The sequence below is a fragment of the Sphingomonas sp. BK580 genome, from assembly GCF_014194975.1.
Classification (GTDB): domain Bacteria; phylum Pseudomonadota; class Alphaproteobacteria; order Sphingomonadales; family Sphingomonadaceae; genus Sphingomonas.
On record NZ_JACIAY010000004.1, the window covers coordinates 125,458 to 150,150 of the forward strand.

Genomic DNA, 24,693 nt, shown 5'->3' on the forward strand with positions numbered 1-24,693 from the left:
TTCAGCTCACCCGTGCCGGAACGTCACCAGCGTCTCCGGTCGCATCTCGATCGAATAGCCCGGCGCGGTCGGCACCTGATAGGCGCCGTCGCGCACGACGCAGGGTTCGAGGAAATGTTCGTGGAGATGATCGACATATTCGGCCACGCGCCCCTCGGCGGTGCCGGCGAAGCAGAGATAGTCGATCATGGCGAGATGCTGGACATATTCGCACAGGCCCACGCCGCCGGCATGCGGGCAGACCGGCAGCTCGGCCTTGGCGGCCATCAGCAGCACCGCGAGCACCTCGTTGACGCCGCCCAGTCGACAGGCATCGATCTGCACCACGTCGATCGCGCCCTCGGCGATGAACTGCTTGAAGACGATGCGGTTCTGGCACATCTCGCCGGTCGCGACCTGGACCGGGGCGACGCCGCGGCGGATCGCGGCATGGCCGGCGACGTCGTCGGGGCTGGTCGGCTCCTCGATGAACCAGGGCCGCGCGAAGGCGAGCGCGTTGACGTGATCGATCGCCTGGCCGACTTCCCACACCTGGTTGGCGTCGATCATCAGCACCGCGTCCTCGCCGATCGCGCGGCGCGCGATGCCGACGCGGCGGACGTCGTCGTCGAGGCTGACGCCGACCTTGAGCTTCACGTGGCGGAAGCCCTCGGCGATCGCCTCGCGGCACAGCCGCTCGAGCTTCTCGTCCGAATAGCCGAGCCAGCCCGCCGAGGTGGTGTAGCAGGGGTAGCCGGAGCGCTCGAGTTCGGCGATGCGCTGTTCCTTGCCCGCGGCGCGCGCCGTGAGCAGCGCCAGCGCCTCCTCCTCGTCGATATAGTCGGTCAGGTAGGTGAAGGGGATCTGCCGCACCAGTTCGGCGGGGGTCATCTCCGCGACGAGTCGCCACAGCGGCTGGCCCGCCTGCTTGGCGAGCAGGTCCCACACCGCGTTGACGACCGCGCCCGTGGCGAGATGGATCACACCCTTGTCGGGACCGACCCAGCGCAGCTGGCTGTCGCCCGTGACGCGGCGCCAGAAGGCGGCGCCGTCGGCGCGCACCGTCGCGAGGTCGAGGCCGACGACCAGCGGGCGCAGCGCCTCGATCGCGGCGCAGCACAGATCGTTGCCGCGCCCGATCGTGAAGGTGAGGCCGTGGCCGTCGAGGCCCGGCGTGTCGGTCTCGAGGATGCAATAGGCCGCGGAATAGTCCGGATCGGGGTTCATCGCGTCCGAGCCGTCGAGCGAGGCCGACGTCGGGAAGCGTAGGTCGAGCACCTGCAGGCCGGTGATCACGGTCATGCCGCCACCCCCGTCTCGAGCGCGCCGACAGCTGCGTTGCGATAGCCCAAAATGATGCCGCCTCCCCCTGGTGGTCTGTTCGCAGGTGCTACCAATGTTCACGGGTGCGCACAACGGGGATGATGGGCCGGTGGCTGCCCCCTGATCTGCCGTCATCCCGCACTCGTCTCAGGACCGACGTTCCGCGGGCGCGCCGCGCGCGGGAGGTGCCGCACGGCGGGTCCCCGGACGCGCGCAGCACACCAGCCGAAGGGCCGTCGGCGCCGCTCAATACAGCCGGCTGTCCGCCTCGACGAGCTGCGCCGAGATCGCGTCGGCCGCCTCGCGCACCGACTTCGCCGCGCCGCGTGGCATCAGGTCGGCGCCGATCTTCTTGAGGAAGGGCACGGTCAGCGCCGCCGCCGCCGCGCCGCCGCGCATGACCGGCGCGGAGATGTCGGTGACGCCGGTGACGAACGGGCTCGGCGTCAGCTCGACCCGTCGCTCGCGCACCGCGTCGGCGTGCGCGCGGAAGTCGGCGAGTTCCTCGGGCGAGAGCGACGGGTCGAACAGCGCCTCCCAGCGCCGCCGCACGTCCTCGGGCTGGAAGGCATAGAGCACCGCGCCCGAGGCGACCTGGGCCAGCGGCTTGCGATAGCCGACGCGCACCGAGAAGCCGAGCTGCTCGCTCGACTCCATCCGCGCCACCACGACCATCTCGCCCAGGGTGTGGAGTGCGAGGTGGCAGGATTGCTGGATGTCGAGCGAGAGCTGCCGCATCACCGGGAGCGCGACCTCGACCAGGCTCTGCGTGCGCGGCTGCTTCATGCCGAGCGAGAACAGCCGGTCGGTGAGGAAATAGCCGTCGTCGCTCGGGTCTTGATCGAGATAGCCGCGGAACTGCAGCACCTGCACCATGCGGAACAGCTCGCCGTGGCTGCGCCCGAGCCGGTTGACGATCGCGGTGAAGGTGAGCGGGGCGGGGGCGGCGGCGAGCAGCTCGAGGATGTCGAGCCCCTTCTCCAGCGCGGGCGCGCGGTAGCGGCGCTCGTCCTCGCCCGCGCTGTCGTCGATCATCGGCGTCCCCCTCCGGTGTCGCGCCTCGGCGCGTCTGTCAGACGCTGTGTAGGCGGGGGAGGGGGACCGCGGTCAAGGACTTCGTCCTCACGACGGAGCGGCGTCCGTCATCGGGTGACGTCTGTCCCTTCTCACCGTCGTCCCGGACGCGTCGCGGGATCCAGCGATCCGCGAGGGCACCGGCCGCCGACGATGCGGCCGGTGGATCCCGGACCAACTCCGGGCCGACGGAGGCAGGGCTCGGCCAAGCGTCGGGCGGAACTCCGCGTTACCGCCCCACCACCTTCACCAGTCCCGCCACCGCCTGGCCGGTCGGCAGCGCGCCCGAGGCGGTGAGCCGCCCCGCCGCCTCGTCCCAGCGCAGCGTCGCGCTGCGGCCGCCGCTCTTCTGATAGGCGTTGGTGGTGCCGTCGTCGTCGTACAGCCGCGCGGTCGCGTCACGGCCGGGGAAGACGCGGATCTCGGCGAGCGCCTGCTTCGCCGACGTGTTCGCCACCGGCGCGCCGATCGGCACGATCGAGCCCGCTCTGACGAACAGCGGCATGCGCTCGATCGGCGCCGCGGCGTCGATCCACTGGCCGCCGGCGTGCTTCTGGTTGGTCCACCAGTCGTACCAGTCGCTGCCCGCGGGCAGGTACACGCGCCGGCTGGTCGCGCCCTGCTCGGTCACCGGCGCCACCAGGAAGGCGGGGCCGAACATATATTCGTCGCCGACGGTCGCCACCTGCGGGTCGCCGGCGAAGTCCATCCACAGCGCGCGCATGAACGGCGCGCCGGTCTCATAGGTGGTCCGCGCCAGCGGATAGATGTACGGCAGCAGCGCGTAGCGCAGCTTCGACCAGCTCGCCAGGATCGGCTCGGCCGCGGCGCCATAGTCCCAGATCGCGGTCGCCGGGCGCTGGCCGTGGATCCGCAGCGTCGGGGTGAAGCTGTTGTACTGGAACCAGCGCACGAACAGCTCGGGATAGTCCGGATAGTTCGCGCCCATCGCGGTGGCGCCCGCCGGGCTGAGCAGCGGCGCGTGCGCCGGCTTGCTGCTGCCGGGATACTGCCAGCCGCCGGTGTCGCTCGACCAGAGCGCGATGCCCGAAGCGGTCATGTTGAGCCCCGTCGGCACCTGGCGGCGCAGCGACTCCCAGGTCGACTGGATGTCCGACGACCAGAACAGGCAGCCGTTCGCCTGCGTGCCGAGATAGGCCGCGCGGCACAGGATCATGTTTCGGAAGTCGGGGCGATCGCGCCGCGATCCCTCGGCCGCGCCGTCGGTGTGAAGCAGCGGAAAGACGTTGTGGTAACGGTCGCCCGAGCCGATCGAGTAGAAATAGCCGTCGGGCACGAGATCGGGCTCGGTCTCGTCCAGCCAGAGATAGTCGAAGCCCTGGCTCAGGATATTGTCCCGCACCTTGCCCCAGAACCAGCCGCGGGCCGCGGGGTTGGTCGAATCGATCAGCGCGCCGGCGCGGTCGGAGCGCACCGGCAGGCCGTCGACGGTCTTGCCGTCGGCGTCCTTGAGGAACCAACCCTTGGCGTCCAGCTCGTTGAAGTAGCGGCTCTCCTTCTCGAAGCGCGGCCAGACCGAGATGATCGAGTGGAGCCCGCGCTGGTGCAGCTCACGGTTCATGCCGGCGGGATCGGGGAAGAAGTTCCGGTCGATGTCGAGCTGGCCCATGCGGGTCCAGTGGAACCAGTCGAGCACCATCATATCGAGCGGGTAGCCGCGGCTGCGATAGCCGTCCGCCACCGCCATCAGCTCCTGCTGGCTCTCGTAGCGCGCCTTGGACTGGATCAGGCCGAAGGCGGCCTTGGGCGGCAGCGGGGTCTTGCCGGTCAGCTTGGCATAGCCGGCGTAGAGCTCGTCGCTCGAGTTCCCGGTGATGACGAAGAAGCTGACCCGGTCGCCCACCTCGCTCTCGAAGCGGGTCTGGCCGTGGATCCCCGGCGAGACGCGGGTGGCGGAGGGATTGTCCCACACGATCGCGTAGTTGCGGCTGGAGACGAGGACGGGCACGCAGACCTGCTCGCCCGCCGGCGCGTCATACCAGTGGCGGCAGTCGATCGTGCGCCCGCGCAGGTCGAGGATGCCCTCCTGGTTCTGCCCGAGACCGTAGAAATGCTCGTTCGGGTCGGCCTCGAAATTCGCGCCGACGAGGAAGGTCTTCTCGCCCGAGACGGTATGCGGCGCCATCGACCAGCCGCCCATGCTGATCGTGCGCCCGTCCGCGGTGGTGATCGCGACCGAGACCGGCGGCAGCGAAGGGGCGAAATAGCGCTGCATCTGGCTCGGCGCGCCGGGCCAGGGCTGCGCCCTCACGGTGACGTTCAGCGCGCCCGAGGCGAAGACATCGCCCGCCTGGGTGGTGCTGTGCGACCAGCCCGCGGCGTCGGCCGCGGCGCTGATGCCGTAGCCGGGCTTGCCGTCGGCCTGGTCGCGCTCGGTCGCGATCGTGACGCGGACGATGTTGGGCGCATAGGGTTCGATCGCGACGAGGCTGCCGTTGCGGTCCACCGTGGCGACCGGCTCGGCGACCGCCTGCGTGCCGAGCGCGAGCAGCCCGAGCGGTAGCGTTCGCGCCCAGCGCGCCGTCCTGCGGTTCATCGTCTTCCCCTCCGATTAGTCAGACAGCTTGTGCCGATGTGAACGTTATTGCTCAAGCGGTATTCGGTAGCGGTACCATCGGAGCGACGCCCGCGGCGGCCGCGCGGGCGTCCGATCGCGTCAGTAGGTCAGCCGCGCCGTGATGCTGACGCGACGGTCGTTGAGCACCGAGGATTGCGGGCGGCTGGCGACGCCGTAATAGGTGCGGTTCTCGGTGTTGGTCAGGTTGGTGCCGTCGACGGTGAGGCCGAAGTTGGGCGTCACGGTGAGCGTCACCGAGGCGTCGAGCTGCCCGCGCGCGTCGTTGAAGATCGGCAGGTTGCCCGATCCGTTGCCGCGCGTGGTCACGACATATTTCGAGCGCCAGTTGTAGGCGACCCGCGCCGACAGCGCGCCGCGGTCGTAGAAGCCGATCAGATTGTAGCTGTACTTGGACAATTGCTCGAGCGGCACGTTGAGCGCCGCGCCGCTGGTGTCCTGCGCGTCGGGCGACGGCGCCTTGCTGTCGACATAGGTGAAGTTCGCCTGCGCGCCGAAGCCCGACAGCCATCCCGGCAGGAAATCGAGGAAGGTGTTGCCGCCGACCTCGAAGCCCTTGATCTTGCCGTCGTCGCCGTTGACCGGACGGGTGACCTGATAGACGTAGTCGACCCCGTTGAACGAATAGGTCTCGGGCGCGGTGATGGTGGCGATGAAGCCATCGACCTTCTTGTAGAAGCCCGCCGCGTAGATCGATCCGGTGCGCGAGAAGTAATATTCCAGGCTGGCGTCGAGCTGGTCCGCGGTGAGCGGGCGCAGGTCGGCGTTGCCCGAGGTCGCGGTGCGCTGGCCGTTGGTGGGATTGTTCTCGAAGATCGTGATGTTGGGGTTGAGCTGGTCGAAGCCCGGACGCGTCAGCGCCTTGGACGCGGCGAGGCGCAGCTGCAGCTTGTCGGTGAAGTGGAACGCGAGGTTCAGGCTCGGCAGCGCCTTGGTATAGTCGGAGTCGACGTTCACCGGATTGAAGGTGATCGGGCCGTTGCCGTAGATCGGCGCCCCGGTGATCGCGTCGGTCCCGGTCTGCACCCGCGGCGACGAGCCGACGAAGCCAGCGGTGCTCACCTTGGTCTTGATCAGCCGCACGCCGATGTTGCCGTCGATCGGCACCGCGCCGCCGCTGCCGAAGCGCGCCACGCCGTAGGCGGTGTAGGTCTTCTCGCCCTGCGTATTGCGGTCCGACGGCACGTAGCCGACGCCGGCGAGCAGCGCCGCCTGCTGCGACGGATCGACGAACGGGGCCAGCGTCTGCCGAGTCGCGCCATAGTCGAGTACCGTGTCGCGATCGAAGAACACCGCGCTGGTGGGCACGTCCTGGAAGCCGCGGTAGAGATCGCCGCGGAACAGCCGCTGCTCGTAGAGATCGGGCGAGAGCGCGCGGGTGAGGCCGTAATATTGGTAGGTCGAGCTGTCGGTCACCGCCGAGCGATCGGTATAGCGCAGGCCGCCCGCGAGCGACTTCAGGAAGCCGCCGTCGACCTTGTACTCGACGTCGAAGCGCCCGGCATATTCGGTGCCGACCGAATGCTCGATATGGTCGAGATAGCCCGCTCCCGAGGCGTAATTGGCCGGATCGCTGACCAGCCCGTTGCCGTTGGCGGGATCACTGTCGGGCGAGATGATCATCGACGGCACGCCGCTGCCGACCGAGGTGGTCAGCCGCTCCGCGGTGGAGGCGAGGATCACGATCGAGCGCTGCCCGTCGGTGACGCCGCGGATATACTGGAAATCGCCGTTGATCGTCAGCCGATCGCTCGGCTGCCATTTGGCGTTGAGCGAATAGTCGTTGGTGACCGAGTGGCGCTGCTCGAGGCTGGTGTTGGCGTTGACCGGCACGTTGACGAACGTGCCGCTGCGGAAGTTGCCCTCGCTGTCGTAGGTGAACGGTCGCGTGTAGTCCGGCGTGATCGGATTGTCGCCGGTGTAGGCGAAGAAGCTGTAGTCGCCGTAGCGGAACTTATAGTCCGAGCGGACATATTCGGCGGTGACGTCGATCGTGTCGGTCGGGCGCCACTGCACCGCGGCGTCAATGCCGAGGCGGCGGCGATCGCCGAGATACTGCCCGATGCCGACGCCGTGCGAGAGGTACGTCGGCTGGCCGAGCCGGCCGAGCCCTTGCGCGGTGGCATAGTCGGTCGCGTTGACCGGCGCGCCGCTCGCGTTGAGCTGGTCGTTGAGCAGGTAGAAGGGCTGGCTCGAGATCTGGTCCTGGCGGAACGCGGTCTCCTGATAGGCGACGTCGAGCAGCACGCCGATCTCGCCGACGCCGGTCTGCCAGCGATCCGACACCAGCAGGTTCGCCTGCGGCTTGGTGCCGTCGTACAGGTCGTAGTAATTGGCGGTCGCGCTGGCGGAGAGCTTGAAGCCGTCGAAGTCGAACGGCTTGCGGGTGCGCAGGTTGACCAGCCCGCCGATGCCGCCCTCGATCAGATTGGCCGACGGGTTCTTGTAGACGTCGACGCCGGCGAGCAGCTCGGAGGGCACGTCCTCCAGGCTGAGCGTGCGGCCGTTGTTGGCGGTGAACACGTCGCGCCCGTTGATCTCGGTGCGCACCTGGCTGAGCCCGCGGATCGCGATCGAGCTGCCCTCGCCGTAGCTGCGCTGGATCTGGATGCCGGTGATCCGCTGCAACGCCTCGGCGACGTTGCGGTCGGGCAGCTTGCCGATGTCCTCGGCGACGATCGAGTCGACGATCTGGTCGGCGTAGCGCTTGATCCCCTGCGCGCTGCTGAGGCTCGCGCGGACACCGGTGACGACGACGTCACCGCCGCTGGCATCGCTGTTGCCGTTGCCGGGATCGGCGGTGCCCTGGTCGCCGCTCGGTGCGGTGACCCCGCTGCCCGTGCCCGGCTGCTGGGCCGCGGGAGGGGAGCCTTCCTGCGTCTGCGCGTGCGCGGGCGCGCCTGCCAGCAGCAGCGCCGCCGCCGACACCGTCAGTGCCAGCCGCGCCCGCGCGCCGCGCGCGATGAACCCGTTACCCGTCATCATCCTCGTCCTCCCTGCGCCGGCGCATCCATCGCGCCCGCGGCCCTGTCACCGGCGGGCGTCTCGTTGCTGCGGCGGCGCCCGAGAACGTTCACTACTGCAGGATCCATCATATTCATATATGAATTTAGCGAGTACCAGCGATTAGGCTATGTTAAGTCTTCGACAAGGACGGGGAGAGGAAGATGGGCCAATTCAATCGTTTGCTGTTGGCTATCGTCGGAGTGGTCACGATGACGGCGGCGCGGGCGGAGGCGCCCGCGGCCGAACCGGTCTACCAGAGCGCGCCAGAACGCCGCACCGTCCCGGAGCGGGACTGGGGCCCTTGGCTGGGGCCGTTCCGGGCGCGGCTGGTGCCCAGCCTGATGCAGGACTTCGGCGAGCGTTACCTGTACGCCGCCGCCAACCGCGCGCTCGGTGCGCCGCGGTCGGGCGAGCGACGGGTGGTGTTCCTGGGCGACTCGATCACCGATCGCTGGGATCTGGCGCGCTCCTTCCCGGGTCGCCCTTATGTCAATCGCGGGATCGGGAGCCAGGTGACGAGCCAGTTGGTACTGCGCTTCCACCAGGACGTTGTCGCACTGCGCCCCGCGGCCGTGGTGGTGCTCGCCGGCGTGAATGACGTGCAGGGCTTCCTGCAGCAGGAGAGTGACGCGCAGATCGAGGCGAACTGGGAGACGCTGGGCGACCTCGCCGACGCGCACGGGATCAGGGTGGTGTTCGGCGCGCTGCTACCCGTCAACGGCGACTCGGCGGCGGCGCGCGACGTACTGCGCGAGCGCGATCCGGCGCGTCTGCGCGCGCTCAACACCTGGCTGCGCGCCTTCTGCGCGCGGCGAGGCTATGGCTTCGCCGACTATTACGCCGCGCTGGTCGACGGGCGCGGGCTGATGCGCCCCGATCTCACCGCCGACGGCATCCACCCGCTTCGCGCCGGCTATGCCCTGATGGCGCCGGTAGCGGAGGCCGCGATCCGGCGTGCGCTGGGTGAGAGGACGCCACGACGCGCGCCGTCCTAGCGACACCGCGCCGGCTCATTCCTGCGCTGCCAGGTCGAAGATCAGCGGCGCCTCCACCCACTTCTCCCCCGCCGTCGCCCAGGGCAGGCGCTGCTGGAAGCCGTCCATCAGCGCCTCCCAGGCGACGACGTCCGGATCGGCGGCATCGGCGCGCGCCTTCGCGGCCGGATCGAAGGCCGCGGTGACGTCCATCACCATCACCAGCCGGTTGCCGCTGCGGAAGATCTGCATCGCCGCGATCCCCGCGGTTCGGATGCTCGCCACCACCGCCTTGGGCACCGCGCCGGCGGCGTGCCACGCCTCGTAGCGCGCGATCGACGCGGGCTCGTCGATCAGGTCGAGCAGCAGGACGTGGCGCTGGGTCAATTGATCCAGCCCCCGTCGACGATGTGCGCCTGCCCCGTGGTGAAGGCGGACTCGTCGCTCGCGAGGTACAGGGCGAGCGCGGCGACCTCCTCGGGGCGGCCGAGCCGCCCCATCGGCTGGCGCGCGGTGAAGTCGGCGCGCGCCTTGGCATAGTCGCCGGTGTCGTGCAGCCGCTGCTGGAGCGAGGGCGAGTCGACCGTGCCCGGGCAGATCGCGTTGCAGCGGATGCCGCGCGCGACGAAGTCGGCGGCGACCGACTTGGTCAGCCCGATCACCGCCGCCTTGGTCGCGCCATAGGCGAAGCGGTTGGGGATGCCCTTGATCGAGCTGGCGATCGACGCGACGTTGACGATGCTGCCGCCGCCGCGCTCCAGCATCGCCGGCAGGAAGGCGCGCACCGTCCGGTACATGGCGGTGACGTTGAGGTCGTTGGAGAAGGCCCAGGCGTCCTCGTCGCAGTCGAGGATGGTGCCGCTGTGGACGAAGCCGGCGCAGTTGACGAGCACGTCGACCGGCCCGGTCCGCCCCGCCAGCGATGCGACCGCGGCGGCGTCGCGCACGTCGAGCGCGAGCGTCTCGGCGTCGAGACCGTCGAGCTTGGCGGGATCGATGTCGCTGGCGATGACGCGTGCGCCCTCGCGCGCGAACAGCTCGGCGGTGGCGCGGCCGATGCCCTGGCCCGCGGCGGTGATGAAGGCGGTCTTGCCCGCCAGACGGTCGCTCACGCAGATGTCTCCGTTGAAGAAAGGTCGAGCGCGGCGCGACATTCGCCCCACAGCGGCTCGGGAATGGGATGGCGCGCGTAGCGCAACGTGTCCGCCACCTGCGCCTCTCCGACCAGGCCAGGGATGACGCTCGCCACCGCCGGCGCGCGCGCGGGAAAGTGCAGCGCCGCGGCGGGCAGCGGCACGCCGTGGCGCGCGCAGACCCGCTCCAGCGCGGCGACCCGCGCGACCACCTCGGCGGGGGCCGGGGCGTAGTTGAAATGGCCCTGCGCGGCGCTGCCCTCGACCAGGATCCCGCTGTTGTACGGGCCGCCGATCACCACGCGCGTGCCGACCCGCGCGCAGCGATCGAGCAGCGCGGCGGCGGCGTCGGGCTCCAGCAGCGTGTAGCGGCCGGCGAGCAGGATCACGTCGAGCTCGACCGCGTCGAGCAGCCGCTCGCACACCGCGATCTCGTTGACGCCCAATCCGATCGCGTCGATCGCGCCGGCGTCGCGCAGGTCGCGCAGCGCGCGATAGCCGCCGTCGAGGAAGGCGCGCAGGTGGCGCTCGGCCGCGGCGCCGTGAGTCACCTCGCCGAGATCGTGCGCGAAGAGCAGCTCGACGCGATCGCGGCGCAGCCGGGTGAGGCTCGCCTCGTGGCTCCGCAGGATCGCGTCGCGGCCATAGTCGAACACCGGCTCGAGCGGCGGCGCGGCGACGAAGCCGTGACGCTCGGGCGCGTCGCTGTCGGTCGGCACCAGCAGCCGTCCGACCTTGGTCGAGACGATCGCGCGCGCCTCCGGATCGTGGCGCGCCAGCGCGCGGCCGAGCCGCTCCTCCGCCAGGCCGAAGCCGTAGTGCGGCGCGACGTCGAAATAGCCGATCCCGGCGGCGAGCGCGGCGGCGACGGTGGCGTCGGCCGTAGCGTCGTCGACTTCGCGGTAGAGGTTGCCGATCCCGGCACAGCCCATGCCGAGCGGCGGCAGTGTCAGCGTCATGCGGCGATCCCGTAGGTGGCGCGCGCGGTGGCGTCGAACACGGCGGCGTGATGCTCGGCCGGCACCAGCGCGCGCGCCTGCGCCTGCCAGCCGCCATAGTCGCCCGCGAGCGCGAGCACGGGCCAGTCGCTGCCCCACATCAGCCGGTCGGGCGCGAACAGCGCGACCAGCGCGGCGGCGGCGGGCGCGATCGCCGCGGACGGCTCGGCGGGGCCGCGCTCGGTGAGCAGGCCGGAGAGCTTGCAGCGCACCCGCGGCAGCGCGGCGAGCGCGGCCATGTCGGCCTGCCACTCGGTCAGGTCGCCGAGTACCGGCTTGGCGCCGTGGTCGATCACGATCGTGAGCGCGGGATGACGCGCCGCGAGCCGCGCGAGGCTGGGCAGGTGGCGCGGGCGCACCAGCGCCTCCAGGACCAGCCCGGCGCGCGCCATCGCCTCCCACACCGGATCGCGCGAGCGATCGTCGTACCAGTCGGCGGCGAGGTCCTGCACCATCGGGCGCAGCGCGCGCAGCTTGGGCGCGCGCGCGCGCCGCTCGACCGCGGCGACCGCGTCGGGCGCGTCCACGTCGGCCCAGCCCGTCACCGCCAGCACCTGCGGCTCCCTCAAAGCCACCTCGAGCAGCCAGTCGGTGTCGCGCGCGTTGGGCTGCGACTGCACCAGCACCACGCCCGCGACCGTCGCCGCGCCGGGCAGCGCGCGCCAGTCCTCCATGAGGAAGTCGCGGTGGATCGCGGGGAGGGCGGGCGTCGGCCAGCGGTGGCCGTTGGCGCCGATGCGCCAGAGGTGGACGTGCGTGTCGATCACGCGCGCCCCCGCGGCAGCGACAGCGCGTAGAGCAGCACCACCGCGAAACAGGCCGCGGGCACGACCATCGCCACCACGATCGAGCCGCTGCGGTCCGACACCAGCCCCATCAGCGCCGGGAACATTGCGCCGCCGACGATCGCCATCACCAGCAGCGCCGCGGCGGACTTGGTCAGCGCGCCGAGGTCGCGCACCGCCTCGGCGAAGATCGTCGGGTACATGATCGACATGAAGAAGCTGGTCGCCACCAGCGCGACGATGCCGGTCCCGCCGCCGAGCAGCGCCGCCGCCAGCGTCAGCGCGCCCGCGATCGCGGCGAAGGCGGCGAGCAGCCGCGCCGGCGCGACGCGCGTCATCAGCGCGGTGCCCGCGAAGCGCCCCGCCATGAACAGCACCAGCGACAGCGTCAGGTAATGCGCCGCGGTGCGCTCGCCCGTGCCCGGCACCGCCACCTCGCTGTAGCGGATCAGGAAGCTCCAGATGCCGACCTGCGCGCCGACGTAGAAGAACTGCGCCGCGACGCCGCCGCGCACCCGCGCCGAGCGCACCACCGCGGCGAAGTCACCCGCGGCGCCGACGCCTTCCTCGACGTCGCGCTCGGTCGCGACCGGCGGGAAGGGCGTCAGCCGGATCAGCACCGCCCAGGCCAGCACGCCCAGGCCGATGACGAGGTAGGGCAGCTGCACCGCCGCCGCCTCGGCCGCGCGCGCGGCATCGCCGGTGACCGGACCCGACTGGCCCGAGAGGATGAACTGGCTGCCGATCAGCACGCCCGTGATCGAGCCGAGCGGGTTGAACGCCTGCGCCAGGTTGAGCCGCCGCGCCGCGCTGTCCTCGCTGCCCAGCTTGGCCATCAGCGGGTTGGCCGAGGTCTCGAGGAAGCCGAGCCCGCTCGCGATCACGAACAAGGCGAGCAGGAAGGCGGGATAGCTCTGCCACGCCGCGGCGGGCCAGAACATGAGTGCGCCCGCGCCGTACAGCAGCAGCCCGAGCAGCACCGCGGCACGATAGCCGAAGCGCCGCATCGTCAGCGCCGCCGGGATGGCGAGGCAGAAATAGCCGAGGTAGAAGGCCGACTGCACCAGCCCCGCGCCGAGATCGCTCAGCACGAACAATTTCTTGAAATGCGCGATCAGCACGTCGTTGAGGTTGTTGGCGACGCCCCACAGGAAGAAGAGCGCGACGACGAGCACCAGCGGCAGCCGCCGCATCGCCGCGCCGCTCATGCCAGCCCGCGCCCGTCGACCCGCACCGCGGGGACGAACCCGCCCGGCGCGCGCCCGCCGAGGTCGAGCTCGAGCCCGCGCGGCGTCTGGCGGTGCGCGACCGTGCCGCCGCCGAGCAGCGAGACGTGCTCGACCACCGGCGCGTTCGGCCCCGTGGCCAATGCGGCGACGCGCGCGGTGCCGGCGGGCGGCTTGAGGAACAGAGCGTAGAGCGCGCCGGCGCGCGTGGTGAAGCGCACGTCCTCGGCGGTGAAGGGCTTGGCGGCCTCCTCGTTCTGCGCGCCCGCGGTGACCTGGGTCGGCCCCTCGCCGTAGATCCGCCACGGGCGCGAGGCGAAGATCGCCTCGCCGTTGATCGCCATCCAGCGCTCCATCGCGTCCAGGATCTTCTCCTCCTCGGCGTCGATCGCGCCGTGACCCGGCTGCGGGATCGAGAGCAGCAGGTTGCCGTTCTTCGAGACGACGTCGGCGAGCCGCTGCACCACGTCCTCGGCGGTCTTGTAGCTGCGGTCGTTGAGCCTGGCGACATTGTAGAACCAGTCGCCGATGCAGGTGTCGGTCTGCCACGGCTCGGCGCGCAGCCGGTCGCTGAAGCCGCGCTCGACGTCCTCGACGATCCCGCCCAGCTGGTGCGGCTCCAGCTTCTTTCCGGTCAGCACCACCTCGGGCGCGCCGTGCCACTGGATCGCGCGGTTGTAATAGTCCGCCGCCGCCTCCAGCCCGATCGCGCCGAACGGCAGCGCGGTATCGTCCATGTAGCAGAGATCGGGCTTGTACTTGGCCATCAGGTCGGCCTGGCGCAGCAGCCACCGGGCGGCGTAGCGCGGGTCGGCCGGGGGCGGCGTCTCGATCCACTGGCCGTCGTGCGCCTCGTGCCACTTGCCCATCGCCGCGGCGGTGCGGATGCCGTCGGGCGCGACCATGTGACGGCCGGTGTAGAGCTGCCGCGGGTCGAGCCCCTCCCACCAGGTGCCGCGGCCGTCGGCGCGGGTCAGGCGATAGGCGTCGTAGCGCTCGCCCGCGCGCGGCCCTTCGGGGTCATAGGCGTAGGCGGGCTGGTACCAGTGCCAGGCGTGCGCGGCATGGTTCGAGACGCCGAACTTGAGCCCCGCCTGCCGTGCCGCGCGTTCCCAGGTGCCGACCACGTCGCGCTTCGGCCCGACGCGCAGCGAGTTCCAGGCGTGGTAGCGGCTGTCGTAGCAGTCGAGATTGTCGTGGTGGCAGGCGAGCGCCATGAAATATTTGGCGCCGACGCGCTTGTAGCGGTCGACCAGCGCCTGCGGGTCCCAGCGCTCCGCCTTCCACAGGTTCTGGATGTCCTTCATCCCGACCTTCGTGGGGTGGCCGTAGGTGCGCAGGTGGTGCTCGTAGACCGGGTGCCCCTGCATGTAGAGGAAGCGGCCGTACCAGTCGCCCTGCTCGGGCACCGCCTGCGGCCCCCAGTGCGACCACAGCCCCAGCTTGGCGTCGCGGAACCACTCGGGGACACGGTAGTGCGAGCGCAGCGACTCCCACGTCGGCTGGACCGGCCCGCTCACCGTGCCGGTCGGGCTGGCGGCGAGGCCGGCGCGCGCGGCGAGCACCGCGGCCGAGCCGGCGAGGAAGGCGCGGCGCTGGATCGCGGTCACGCTCAGCGCCCGAGCGCGCGGCGGATCGAGTCGAGCGCGACCGGCGCCATCGCCGCATAGCCCGCCGCGGTGGGGTGGACGCCGTCGCTCGCCAGCCCCTCGCGCATCGCGCCCGCGGGCGTGGCGAGCACCGGGTGATAATCCACCCAGGTCGCGCCGCTGCGGCGCGCGTAGGCCCTGAGCCAGGCGTTGAGCGCGGCGATCTGCGGCGCGGGCCGCTTGTCCGGGCTCCACGGAAAGGCAGCGGCGGGCGGGACCGAGGCGAGGATCACCTTGATCCCGTTGGCGCGCGCCAGCTCGGCCATGCTCTGGATATGGCCCTCGACCGTCTCGATCGTGGTCGCGCCGGTGTTGCCCGCCACGTCGTTGGTGCCCGCCATGATGTGGACTGCCTGGGGATGGAGGGCGATCACGTCCTGGCGGAAGCGCAGCAGCATCTGCGACGTGGTCTGGCCGCTGATGCCGCGATCGACCCGGCCGTCGCGCCAGAAATCGGGCGCGAGATTGATCCAATTGTCGGTGATCGAGTCGCCCATGAAGACCACGCGCGGCTTCTCCGTCAGCGCGCGATCGGCCGCGGCGTAGCGGCACAGCTGGCCGTGGTCGCGCGTGAGCATGTGGAGGTTGGCGATCGTTCCCGCCGCCTTGTCCGCCGGCCTGGGATGCGTCGGGCAGGGGTCGGCGACGATGCCCGAGGGATCGTCGGCGTACGGGTCACCGGGCACCTTGGTCTGTGCCGCCGCGACGGTCGCGGTGGCGAGCAGCGCCGCGGCTGCCCAGCTGATCGATGCGCGCAACGCTTCCTCTCCCTCACCCGAGGCCGCCGCTCGGTCGGGCAGCGCTCCTGTCGTGACGCTACAACGGGCGACCGGGCGGATGCAACGGGCATGAAGCGCGTTTTCACTGGTGAAGCGACCGGTTCGGGCCCGGGCCGCGGGGCTCGGCGTCGCACGCGAGCCGCAGGATCCCTGCGGCGCATCGTGGCGCATCTCGCGACATGCTCGAGACGGCACTCCGACGAGCTCGGTGTTCCTTTGGCGCGATCGACGATCGTTCTTGCGTTTCGCCGCCGCGAGGACGGATCGTGCCACGGCTCAGGTCCTCCCGTTCTTGCCTTGCCCCGGAGCGCTGCCGCCGCCATGTCGGCCGGTGCTTCGGCACGATCCTCGCTACCTGCAGCGCCGTGCCGCACCCACGCGACGCCCCGTGACACGCGCGCCGATGCCCGCTAACCTACCGTCTCGACGCCATTTCTTAGGCGCGGCAGGGGAGGGTCTCACATGCGTCACACGCGGGCGGCGATGGTCGTCGCGGCTTTCTTCTCGGTCGGCGCGCGCGCGCCCGAGCGGCCCCCCATCACGGGCGTGTCGCACCTGGCGGTGTACAGCCGCGACCTCGCCGCCTCGGAGCGCTTCTACGCCGGCGTGCTCGGCGCGCGGAAGGTCGCCGACCCGGAGAATGGCGCCGGCGCGCGCTACCAGTTCAGCGGCACGCAGTTCGTCGAGGTGCTGCCCGCTCCCGCGGGGCTCGGCGCCAGCCTGTTCGCGCACGCCGCCTATCGCACCCCCGACGCCAGCGCGCTGCGCTCCTGGCTCCTCGCGCGCGGCGCCCGCGGGGTCGGCGCGCTGGAGCAGGGGGCGGGCGAGCGCCGCTTCGCCGCGCGCGACGCCGAGGGCAACGAGGTGCAGTTCGTCGAGACCGAGGCGAGCGCCGCGGCGGTGCCCGGCGCGGTGAGCGGCCGGATCATCCATATCGGCCATGCCGTGCGCGACCGCGCCAAGGAGGACGGCTTCTACCGCACCCTGCTGGGCTTCCGCCCCTATTGGTTCGGCTCGTTCGAGCCCCCCAAGGTCGACTGGGTGTCGCAGCAGACGCCCGAGGGGCGCGACTGGCTCGAATATATGATGGTCGGCCAGGGCTCGCGCGTGAGCGAGGCGTCGCTCGACGCGCGCCAGCTCGGGGTCCTCAACCACCTCTCGCTCGGTGTGCGCAACATGCAGACCGCGGCGACCGAATTGTACCGCGGCAAGAAGATGACGGGGCGCCACGACGGGCCGCAGATGGGGCTCGACGGCAAGTGGCAGGCCAACCTCTACGACCCCGACGGCACCCGGGTCGAGCTGATGGAGTTCCACGCCGTGACCGAGCCGTGCTGCTCGCCCTTCACCGCGCCCGATCCGGAGGGGTGAGGAGCGGCTCGCCCCTCACGGTCGACGTCATCGCGCCAGCATCGCCAGTAGCAGCGTCAGGACGCCGAGCCCGCCCGACAGCGTCAGCCGCAGGCCCCACCAGCCGGGCAGCTCGCGGACCGTCGGCGACGCGGCACGGTCGGCGAGCGGGGAGACCAGCACCGCGGCGCCGAGCGCGAGCAGCGACGAGGCCGGCGGTGCGCCGCCGAGCAGCCACGCCAGCAGCGCCGCCCAGGCGACCAGGCTCGGCGCCACCGCCAGCACGTACGGCGCGGCGGCGGTGACGCGGCGCTCGAGCGAGTCCATCCACCACAGCCCGCCGAGGAACGACAGGATCACCGCGGCGTAGATCCCGCCCACCAGCGTCGCGGCCGGCTGCAGCGCCGGCAGCGCGAGCGCGACCGCGACGCAGCCCGCCGGCGGCAGCAACCCCGCGAGGCCGAGCCAGCGCGGCGCCGCCGGCAGCGGGCGGGGGGTCGGGTCGCGCACGCGGCTCAGGCGGGCTGCGCCGCGCCGACCGGCCCGATCTCGGCCGGCTCGCCGCGCGAGTAGGTGCCGCTCAGCATGCCCGCCGCGAGCACGCGCCCGCGCAGCGCCTCCAGCACCGCGCTGCGCCCCGGGCTGACGTCGAGCGCGGCCGCCTCGCTCAGCGCGAACAGCTGGAAGACATAGTCGTGGCTGCCGTGGCCGGTCGGCGGATCGGGGGGCAGCCAGCCCTCCTGCTGGTAGCTGTTGCGGCCGACGTCCGACCCGTCGAACGCGCCGCGCCCGTCGGCCGCGATCGCGCCCTCCTCGAGCCCCGCCGAGTCCGGCGGCAGGTTCCATACCACGGCGTGGACGAGCGGGTTGGGTGCGGGCGCGTCGGGATCCTCGACCAGCAGCGCCAGCGCGACCGCGCCGGCGGGCACGCCGGTCCAGGTGAGCGGCGGCGAGACGCCCTCGCCGTCGGCGGTGAAGCGCTCGGGCAGCCGCGCGCCGTCGGCGAAGGCGGGGCTGGAGAGCGTCAGCTGCGCGCCGCCCGCGGGCACGATCCCATCCTGCACGATCACCAGCTTGGCGTGGCCCGCGCGGACATTGTGCAACAGGCTGCCGAGCCAGTGGGGAACATGTTCGAGCATAGCGCCTCCTGCGGTGATGCGCAGTGAACCGCCGGCGCGCCGGCTGGTTGCGGGGCGGAGAGGCTAGGGCGGATCAACCATCATCTGATCCTCCCCTGCAAGGGGAGGATCGCCGGGCTCTCGTTGCACTCAGCCCGCCAGCACCGCCAGCAGCGCGAAGGTCGCCAGCCAGTGGCCGCCCATGTAATCGTCGTCGAGGTGCGACAGGCTGGCGGCGAGATGCGCCTCGGCGACGTGGCGCATCGCCGCCGCCCCGGCGTGGCGCGGGCCGAGTGCGGCGGCGAGCTGGCGCCAGCACCAGGCGCGGCTGAGGTTGAGCCCGTCGAGATGCGCGATCTTGCCGTCGCTCCGGTCGGACACGTGCGCCGGCCGGAACAGGCTGGCCGGCTCGCCGCGCGCGACGTCGGGGAGGAAGGCGTCGAACCACGCCGCGAACGCGCCCGCCGGCAGCACGCGGCTCATCAGCAGCGCCTCGCACAGCGCCGAGGAGAGGAAGTCGTCCCCCGACGGCTCCCACGCCTGGCAGGCACGGTCCTCGCCGAACCAGCCGCGCGCGCGCGCGTCGATCAGCTCGACCAGGGTGGGGTCGTGGCGGAGCGCCCAGTCGCGCGCGAGCACCAGCGCGAAGCTGGTGTTGAAATGCGTGCCGACGCGCACCGCATAGGTCAGCTTGGGCAGGTAAGCGGCGAGGCGCGCGGCGAAGGCGCGTGCCAGCGGCTCCAGCGCCTTGCCCCAGGGCGCGGCATGCCGGTCCGCCTCGCCGTGCAGTGCGAGCAGCCACGCCCAGCCATAAGGTCGCTCGAACCCGCCGCTCGTCGGCCGGTCGAGGTAGGCGCGTTCGCCCGCGACCTTGCCGGGGACCAGCATGGCATCGGCGCGCGCGCGGATCGCCTCGGCCTCCGTCAGCGACGGGAACAGGCGGCGGATCGTCAGCAGTTGCCACCAGCCGTGGACGCAGCTGTGCCAGTCGAAGCTGCCGTGGAAGATCGGGTGGAGCACCGCGGGGGGCACCGCGTCGTGCGCGCCGGTGAGGACATGGTCGAGCTTGTACGGATATTCGCGCCCGACATGGTCGAGCGTGATGCGCGCGAAGCGCGCGGCGAGCGCGGGGTCGAGCCTGGTCATCGGATCACCCACCATAGCAGCAGCACGTTGAAGAGGAGCAGCGGCAGCGCGGTCGCCGCCTGCGCGCGGATCACGCCGTAGCGGTCGCGCAGCTCGAGCAGCGCGGCGGGGACGATGTTGAAGTTCGCCGCCATCGGCGTGAGCAACGTGCCGCAGAAGCCCGCCAGCATGCCGATCGCCGCGACCGCCGCCGGGTCCCCGCCGTACTGGCGCACCAGCAGCGGCATGCCCACCGCCGCCGCCATCACCGGGAACGCGGCGAAGGCATTGCCCATCACGATCGTGAACAGCGCCATCCCCAGGCCGTACGCGATCGCGGCGCCGAGCACGCTGCCCGCCGGGATCGCGCCGCCGACCAGCCCGCCGACCACGTCGCCGACGCCGGCGAGCGCGAACACCGCGCCGAGGCTGGCGAGCAGCTGCGGCATGATCGCGGCCCAGCCGATCTCGTCGAGCAGGCGCCGCCCCGCGCGCACCCCCGCGAGCGGCGCCGCGCGCAGGCGCCAGTGGCCGAGCGCGAGCGCGACCAGCACGCCGAGCGTCAGCGCCACCAGCGTCGCCTGCTGCGAGTCGACCAGCGTCGGCAGGCGCTTGAACAGCAGCGTGCCGCCGAGCGCGGCGGCGGGGATCACCAGCGCCAGCGCGAGCAGCGGGCCGCGCGGCTCGCGCGCGGCCTCGGGCTCGCCGCGCCGCATCCGGCCCGAGGTGGCGGTTGCGACCAGCGCGAGCACGAGCACGCCGTTGCCGAGATCGCCGATCGCGTCTCCCGCGAAGAAGGAGAGCGCGAGCAGCGCGTGGAACAGCGCGTTCGCCCAGCGCCGGTCGGCCGCGCCGAGCAGGGCGCAGGCGGCGAAGAAGAGGCCGGCGACCGCGTAGACCAAGTTGAGCCCGATCATCGCGCGCGTCGGCTCAGCCGGCGGTCGAGCCACCACAGCCGCGCGCCGTGGACGAGCAAGGCGGCGAGCGCGGTGGGGATCGCCCAGACCGAGAGCTGGAACGGCTCGACGCGCACGCCGTAGCCCTCGAGCACGCCGCGCATCAGCAGGATCGAGCCGATCGCGATGAAGATGTCCTCGCCGAAGAACAGGCCGATGTTGTCGGTCGCCGCGGCGAGCGCGCGGATCGGCTCGCCGTCCGCCTCGCCCTGGCGTGCCGCGGCGGCCTCGGCCATGGGCGCGACGAGCGGCCGCACCGTCTGCGCCGGCCCCGCCACCGCGTTGAGCCCCAGCGCGGCGGAGAGCTGGCGGAACAGCAGATAGCCCGCGAGCAGCCGCCCCACGGTGAGCCCGCGCAGCCCGCCGACCAGTCCGCGCGCGCGCTCCTGCAGCCCCGCGCGTTCGAGCAGGCCGATGGCGGGAAGCACCATGTAGATCGCGGTGACGTAGCGGCTCTGGTTGAAGGCGTGGCCGAAGTGGGCGAGCACGGTCAGCGGTTCGAGCCCGGCGGCGAGCCCCGTCACCGCGGCGGCGACGACGATCACCAGCAGCGGGTTGAAGCGCAGCAGGAACCCCAGCGCGATCACCGCGACGCCGGCGAGGACGAGCATCAGCGGCGGTTCCGGTCGGAAAGGGGAGGCGAGCGGTGTTGAATCAGCGCTCGGCCCTTCCTCATCCTCTGACCACCCCGGCGCACGCCGGGGTCCAGGTGGGAGAGCTTGTGCGAGGTCCGCTGCCGTTCCCCAACTGGACCCCGGCGTCCGCCGGGGCGGTAGCGAGAAGGAGAGGCCGGCCGAACCACCTCATTCGCACCCCGGCGAAGGCCGGGGCCAAGTCGGGATAGCTCGCGCGGCTCACGCGAGGGACGCGTTACTGGACCCCGGCCTGCGCCGGGGTACGTGCTCGATGGAAGAGGCGGGGCTCCCACGATCGCATGGGTCCGGCCCGCACCTTCCAGACGGCAACGACAGCGCCACCCGCTCACGCCACGCTCCCATAGCCGCCGCCGCCGGGCGTCTCGATCACGAACACGTCGTCCGCCGCTAGCTCCACCGACGCGGTCGCGCCGAGCGCCTCGACGCGCCCGTCCGCGCGCTCGACGCGGTTCGCCCCGACCCCGCCGTCGCCGCCCCCCGCCAACCCGAACGGTGCCACCACGCGGTGGTTCGACAGGATGTTCGCCCGCATCGGCGCGCGGAAGCGCACCCGCCGCACCGCGCCGTCGCCGCCCGCCCAACGCCCCGCGCCGCCCGAGCCGCGGCGGATCGCGAACGCCTCGAGCAGCACCGGGAAGCGAGTCTCCAGCACCTCGGGGTCGGTCAGCCGGCTGTTGGTCATGTGCGTCTGCACCGCGCTCGCCCCCGCGAAGCCGTCGCCCGCGCCCGCGCCGCCCGCGATCGTCTCGTAATATTGGTGAGTCGCGTCGCCGAAGGTGAAGTTGTTCATCGTCCCCTGCGAGGCCGCCATCGCGCCCAGCGCCCCCATCAGCGCGTCGGTGACGACCTGACTGGTCTCGACGTTGCCCGCCACCACCGCCGCGGGGAAGCGCGGGTTGAGCATCGAGCCCTCGGGCACGATCAGCGTCACCGGGCGCAGGAAGCCGTCGTTGAGCGGCGTGTCCTCGCCCACCAAGGTCCGCAGCACGTAGAGCACCGCGGCGCGAGTCACCGCGAGCGGCGCGTTGGTGTTGCCCGGCCGCTGCGCGCTCGTGCCGGTGAAGTCGACCGTCAGCGCCCCGGCGGCGCGATCGACGCGTACCGCGACGCGCACCTCCGCGCCGTCGTCGGTGGCATAGGCGAAGGCGCCGTCCGACAGCGACCGCACCGCGCCGCGCGCCAGCGTCTCGGCGTGCGCCTGGACGTGCTCCATATAGCCCGCCACCACCTCGCGCCCCTGCTCGGCGACGAGCCGATCCAGCCCCGCCGCGCCGCGCGCGCAGGCGGCGAGCTGCGCGGCGAGGTCGGCCATGTTCTGGTCAATCGTGCGCGCCGGGTGCGGTCCGCCCGCGAACACCGCGCGCACCTCGGCGTCGCGCAAGCGGCCCTCGGCGAGCACCAGCACGTCGTCGAAGACCACGCCCTCGTCGGCGAGCGTGCGGCTGTCCGCCGGCATCGAGCCGGGGCTGGTGCCGCCCACGTCGGCGTGGTGCCCGCGCGCGGCGACGAAGAAAGCGGGCGCGTCGCCGCCCGCGAACACCGGCTGGACGACGGTGATGTCGGGCAGATGCGTCCCGCCGCGATAGGGGTCGTTGACCGCGTAGGCGTCACCCGGCCGCATCCCGCGCGCGTCGCTGCCACGGCTCGCGATCAGGTGACGGACGCAGTCGCCCATCGAGCCGAGATGCACCGGTATGTGCGGCGCGTTGGCGACGAGGTGCCCGCCCGCGTCGAACAGCGCGCAGGAGAAATCGAGCCGCTCGCGGATGTTGACCGAGGCGGCGCTGCGCTGGAGCGCGGACCCCATCTCCTCGGCCAGCCCCATGAACAGCCCGGCGAAGATCGCCAGCCGCACCGGGTCGACCGCGGCGTCGCCCGCCGCCGCCGCGCGGGCCGCGACGCGGGTGAGCCGCAATGTGCCGTCGTCCAGCACCGCCGCCTCCCAGCCCGGCTCGACCGCGACGGTGGAGGTGGCGTCGACCAGCAGCGCGGGCCCGGCGACTCGCGCGTCCGCGCCGAGCGTCGCGCGGCGGTGCAGCGGCGCGCGGTGGCGCGCGCCCGCCATCGTCACCTCGATCGTGTCGGGCGCGGACGCCGCCGCCTCGGGCGCCGCCATCGCCGGGGCCGCGCTGGCGCGCACCGCCTCGACCTGGAGCCGCTCGACGATCAGCGCGTCGTCCGCGGTGAAGCCGAAGCGCTCGCGATGCGCCGTCTCGAACGCGGCGCGCATCGCCGCCGCGTCCGCGACCGCCACCTCGATCCCCTGGTCGGTGCGCGCGTAGCGCAGCGTCCCCACCGCCTCGATCCTTGCCTCACCGCCCAGCTCGTCGCGGGCCTCGGCGGCGAGCTGGTCGAGCGTCTCGCGCCACGCGCCCGCGTCGAGCGGCGCGGCGACGGTGCGCTGGCGCACCGCGCGCCGGTCGGCGAGCGCGATCCCCCAGGCCGAGAGCACGCCGGCGAGCGGGTGGATCAGCACGTCGCGCATCCCCAGCGCGTCGGCGACGAGACAGGCGTGCTGCCCGCCCGCGCCGCCGAAGCTCATCAGCGCGTAGCTCGCCGGATCATGCCCGCGCGCGACCGACACCGACTTGATCGCCTTGGCCATGTTGGCGACCGCGATGGCCACCAGTCCCTCCGCCGCGGCGAGCGCATCGGGGCGCGTGCCGGTCGCGCGCTCCACCGCGTCGAGCAACGCCTCGAGCCGGGCGCGCGCGGCGGCGCGGTCGAGCGGCTGGTCGCGTTCGGGCCCGAACACCGCGGGGAAATGCTCGGGCACGATCTTGCCGAGGAGCAGGTTGCAGTCGGTCACCGTCAGCGGCCCGCCGCGGCGGTAGCAGGCGGGGCCCGGGTCGGCGCCGGCGCTCTCCGGCCCGACCGTGAAGCGACCGCCGTCGAAGCCGCAGACCGAGCCCCCGCCGGCCGCGACCGTGTCGATCCGCAGCATCGGCGCGGCGACGCGGACGCCGCCGATCACCGCCTCCTGGCGCCGCTCGAAGGTCCCCGCCCACAAAGAGACGTCGGTCGAGGTGCCGCCCATATCGAAGCCGATCACGCGCCCGACCCCGGCGGCGCGGGCCGCGGCGGCCATGCCGACGATCCCGCCCGCGGGTCCGGACAGCAGCGCGTCCTTGCCGCTCACCGCGCGCGCCGCGGCGAGCCCGCCCGACGACTGCATGAACAGCGGCGCGCCGCCGAACGCCGCCTCCAGCCCGTCGACGTAGCGACGCAGCACCGGCGAGAGATAGGCGTCGGCCGCGGTGGTGTCGCCGCGCGCGACCAGCCGGATCAGCGGCGCGACGCGATGGCTCACCGACACCTGGGTGAAGCCGATCGCGCGCGCCAGCTCCTCCAGCGCCGCCTCGTGCGCCGGGTAGCGCCAGCCGTGCATCAGCACGATCGCGACCGCGCGCAGGCCCGCGTCGTACCCGGCGCGCAGGTCGCGCCCCGCGGCGGCGAGATCGAGCGCGCGCACCACCGTGCCGTCGACGTCGACGCGCTCGTCGATCTCGATCACGCGCTCGGGCAGGGGCGGCGGGCGGACGATCGCGCGCGCGAAGATGTCGGGCCGGTCCTGGTAGCCGATCGTCAGCGCGTCGCCGAAGCCGCGCGTGATCGCGAGGAGCACCGCCTCGCCGCGCCGCTCGAGCAGCGCGTTGGTCGCCACCGTGGTGCCGATGCGCACGTCGAGCGGCGGCAGCGTGCCGTCGCGCACGCCGGTCAGCCGCCGCACCGCTTCCACCGCGGCGTCGTCGTAGCGGCCCGGATCGACCGAGAGCAGCTTGACCACCTCGATGGTGCCGTCCTCGCGCTCGGCGACCACGTCGGTGAAGGTGCCGCCGCGGTCGATCGCGATGCGGCGGAGCGGGGCGGGGGACGCGGTCGACACGGCGCATGCTATCGCAGCGCCGCCGCTTCTTGTCGATCGCCGCGCGGCGGCTTGCCCCCGCGGGCGGGTGCGCTACACTC

General features: G+C 72.3%; 19 protein-coding genes. 2 read left to right on the forward strand and 17 right to left on the reverse strand.

Annotated elements, in window-relative coordinates:
- Nucleotides 1–6 precede the first annotated feature (6 nt).
- From FHY05_RS09420 to FHY05_RS09435, 4 genes are all read right to left on the reverse strand, one after another.
- The gene (locus FHY05_RS09420; protein ID WP_183944138.1) at nucleotides 7–1,281 is read right to left on the reverse strand and encodes an L-fuconate dehydratase; all 1,275 of its coding nucleotides are present in this window, start codon (nucleotides 1,279–1,281) and stop codon (nucleotides 7–9) included.
- 267 nt (nucleotides 1,282–1,548) lie between these two features.
- A complete protein-coding gene (locus tag FHY05_RS09425) occupies nucleotides 1,549–2,337 on the reverse strand; it encodes an IclR family transcriptional regulator (RefSeq protein ID WP_183944139.1) in 789 nt (262 codons plus the stop codon).
- Nucleotides 2,338–2,605: 268 nt separating this feature from the next.
- The gene (locus tag FHY05_RS09430) at nucleotides 2,606–4,933 is read right to left on the reverse strand and encodes a glycoside hydrolase family 31 protein (RefSeq protein WP_183944140.1); all 2,328 of its coding nucleotides are present in this window, start codon (nucleotides 4,931–4,933) and stop codon (nucleotides 2,606–2,608) included.
- A gap of 120 nt (nucleotides 4,934–5,053) precedes the next feature.
- Nucleotides 5,054–7,957: a TonB-dependent receptor gene (locus FHY05_RS09435; protein ID WP_183944141.1), complete on the reverse strand. Its 2,904-nt coding sequence runs from the start codon at nucleotides 7,955–7,957 to the stop codon at nucleotides 5,054–5,056.
- Nucleotides 7,958–8,187: 230 nt separating this feature from the next.
- Between FHY05_RS09435 and FHY05_RS09440 the strand changes: the two genes are divergently transcribed.
- A complete protein-coding gene (locus FHY05_RS09440) occupies nucleotides 8,188–8,973 on the forward strand; it encodes a GDSL-type esterase/lipase family protein (protein ID WP_260181439.1) in 786 nt (261 codons plus the stop codon).
- Nucleotides 8,974–8,988: 15 nt separating this feature from the next.
- Here FHY05_RS09440 and FHY05_RS09445 read toward each other — a convergent pair whose 3' ends face one another.
- Genes FHY05_RS09445 through FHY05_RS09470 form a run of 7 tightly spaced genes read right to left on the reverse strand, consistent with a single transcriptional unit; the run spans nucleotide 8,989 to nucleotide 15,501 of the window.
- Entirely contained in the window at nucleotides 8,989–9,339 is a 351-nt protein-coding gene (locus tag FHY05_RS09445) for an L-rhamnose mutarotase (protein WP_183944142.1), read from the reverse strand.
- The gene (locus FHY05_RS22250; protein ID WP_311732430.1) at nucleotides 9,336–10,064 is read right to left on the reverse strand and encodes an SDR family oxidoreductase; all 729 of its coding nucleotides are present in this window, start codon (nucleotides 10,062–10,064) and stop codon (nucleotides 9,336–9,338) included. The genes FHY05_RS09445 and FHY05_RS22250 overlap by 4 nt, the downstream gene beginning before the upstream one ends.
- Nucleotides 10,061–11,044, reverse strand: coding sequence for an aldo/keto reductase (locus tag FHY05_RS22255; RefSeq protein WP_260181440.1), 984 nt, complete (start codon nucleotides 11,042–11,044; stop codon nucleotides 10,061–10,063). The genes FHY05_RS22250 and FHY05_RS22255 overlap by 4 nt, the downstream gene beginning before the upstream one ends.
- Nucleotides 11,041–11,850, reverse strand: coding sequence for an amidohydrolase (locus tag FHY05_RS09455; RefSeq protein WP_183944143.1), 810 nt, complete (start codon nucleotides 11,848–11,850; stop codon nucleotides 11,041–11,043). The genes FHY05_RS22255 and FHY05_RS09455 overlap by 4 nt, the downstream gene beginning before the upstream one ends.
- Nucleotides 11,847–13,076, reverse strand: a complete 1,230-nt coding sequence (gene fucP / locus FHY05_RS09460; protein ID WP_183944144.1) for an L-fucose:H+ symporter permease — start codon at nucleotides 13,074–13,076, stop codon at nucleotides 11,847–11,849. The genes FHY05_RS09455 and fucP overlap by 4 nt, the downstream gene beginning before the upstream one ends.
- The gene (locus FHY05_RS09465; RefSeq protein ID WP_183944145.1) at nucleotides 13,073–14,704 is read right to left on the reverse strand and encodes an alpha-L-fucosidase; all 1,632 of its coding nucleotides are present in this window, start codon (nucleotides 14,702–14,704) and stop codon (nucleotides 13,073–13,075) included. The genes fucP and FHY05_RS09465 overlap by 4 nt, the downstream gene beginning before the upstream one ends.
- Nucleotides 14,705–14,706: 2 nt before the next feature.
- On the reverse strand, nucleotides 14,707–15,501 hold the full coding sequence (locus FHY05_RS09470; protein ID WP_260181441.1) for an SGNH/GDSL hydrolase family protein: 795 nt from the start codon (nucleotides 15,499–15,501) through the stop codon (nucleotides 14,707–14,709).
- A 483-nt stretch (nucleotides 15,502–15,984) separates the two neighbouring features.
- On the opposite strand from FHY05_RS09470, the gene FHY05_RS09475 reads away from it, so the two are divergent.
- Nucleotides 15,985–16,893, forward strand: a complete 909-nt coding sequence (locus FHY05_RS09475) for a VOC family protein (RefSeq protein WP_183944147.1) — start codon at nucleotides 15,985–15,987, stop codon at nucleotides 16,891–16,893.
- A gap of 27 nt (nucleotides 16,894–16,920) precedes the next feature.
- On the opposite strand, the gene FHY05_RS09480 is transcribed toward FHY05_RS09475, so the two are convergent.
- The 6 genes from FHY05_RS09480 to FHY05_RS09505 form a co-directional block, all read right to left on the reverse strand.
- Entirely contained in the window at nucleotides 16,921–17,382 is a 462-nt protein-coding gene (locus FHY05_RS09480) for a DUF3429 family protein (RefSeq protein ID WP_183944148.1), read from the reverse strand.
- Between the two features lie 5 nt (nucleotides 17,383–17,387).
- Complete coding sequence (locus FHY05_RS09485; protein WP_183944149.1) at nucleotides 17,388–18,011, reverse strand: YbhB/YbcL family Raf kinase inhibitor-like protein; 624 nt, start codon at nucleotides 18,009–18,011, stop codon at nucleotides 17,388–17,390.
- Between the two features lie 129 nt (nucleotides 18,012–18,140).
- A complete protein-coding gene (locus FHY05_RS09490) occupies nucleotides 18,141–19,136 on the reverse strand; it encodes a DUF2891 domain-containing protein (RefSeq protein WP_183944150.1) in 996 nt (331 codons plus the stop codon).
- Nucleotides 19,133–20,032, reverse strand: coding sequence for a 5-oxoproline transporter, DUF979 family subunit (locus FHY05_RS09495; RefSeq protein WP_183944340.1), 900 nt, complete (start codon nucleotides 20,030–20,032; stop codon nucleotides 19,133–19,135). Before FHY05_RS09495 ends, FHY05_RS09490 begins: the two co-directional genes overlap by 4 nt.
- Nucleotides 20,029–20,682, reverse strand: a complete 654-nt coding sequence (locus tag FHY05_RS09500) for a DUF969 domain-containing protein (RefSeq protein ID WP_183944151.1) — start codon at nucleotides 20,680–20,682, stop codon at nucleotides 20,029–20,031. The genes FHY05_RS09495 and FHY05_RS09500 overlap by 4 nt, the downstream gene beginning before the upstream one ends.
- Before the next feature lie 370 nt (nucleotides 20,683–21,052).
- Nucleotides 21,053–24,613 (reverse strand): hydantoinase B/oxoprolinase family protein, encoded by a 3,561-nt coding sequence (locus FHY05_RS09505; protein ID WP_311732431.1) that lies wholly within the window; start codon nucleotides 24,611–24,613, stop codon nucleotides 21,053–21,055.
- Nucleotides 24,614–24,693 lie beyond the last annotated feature (80 nt).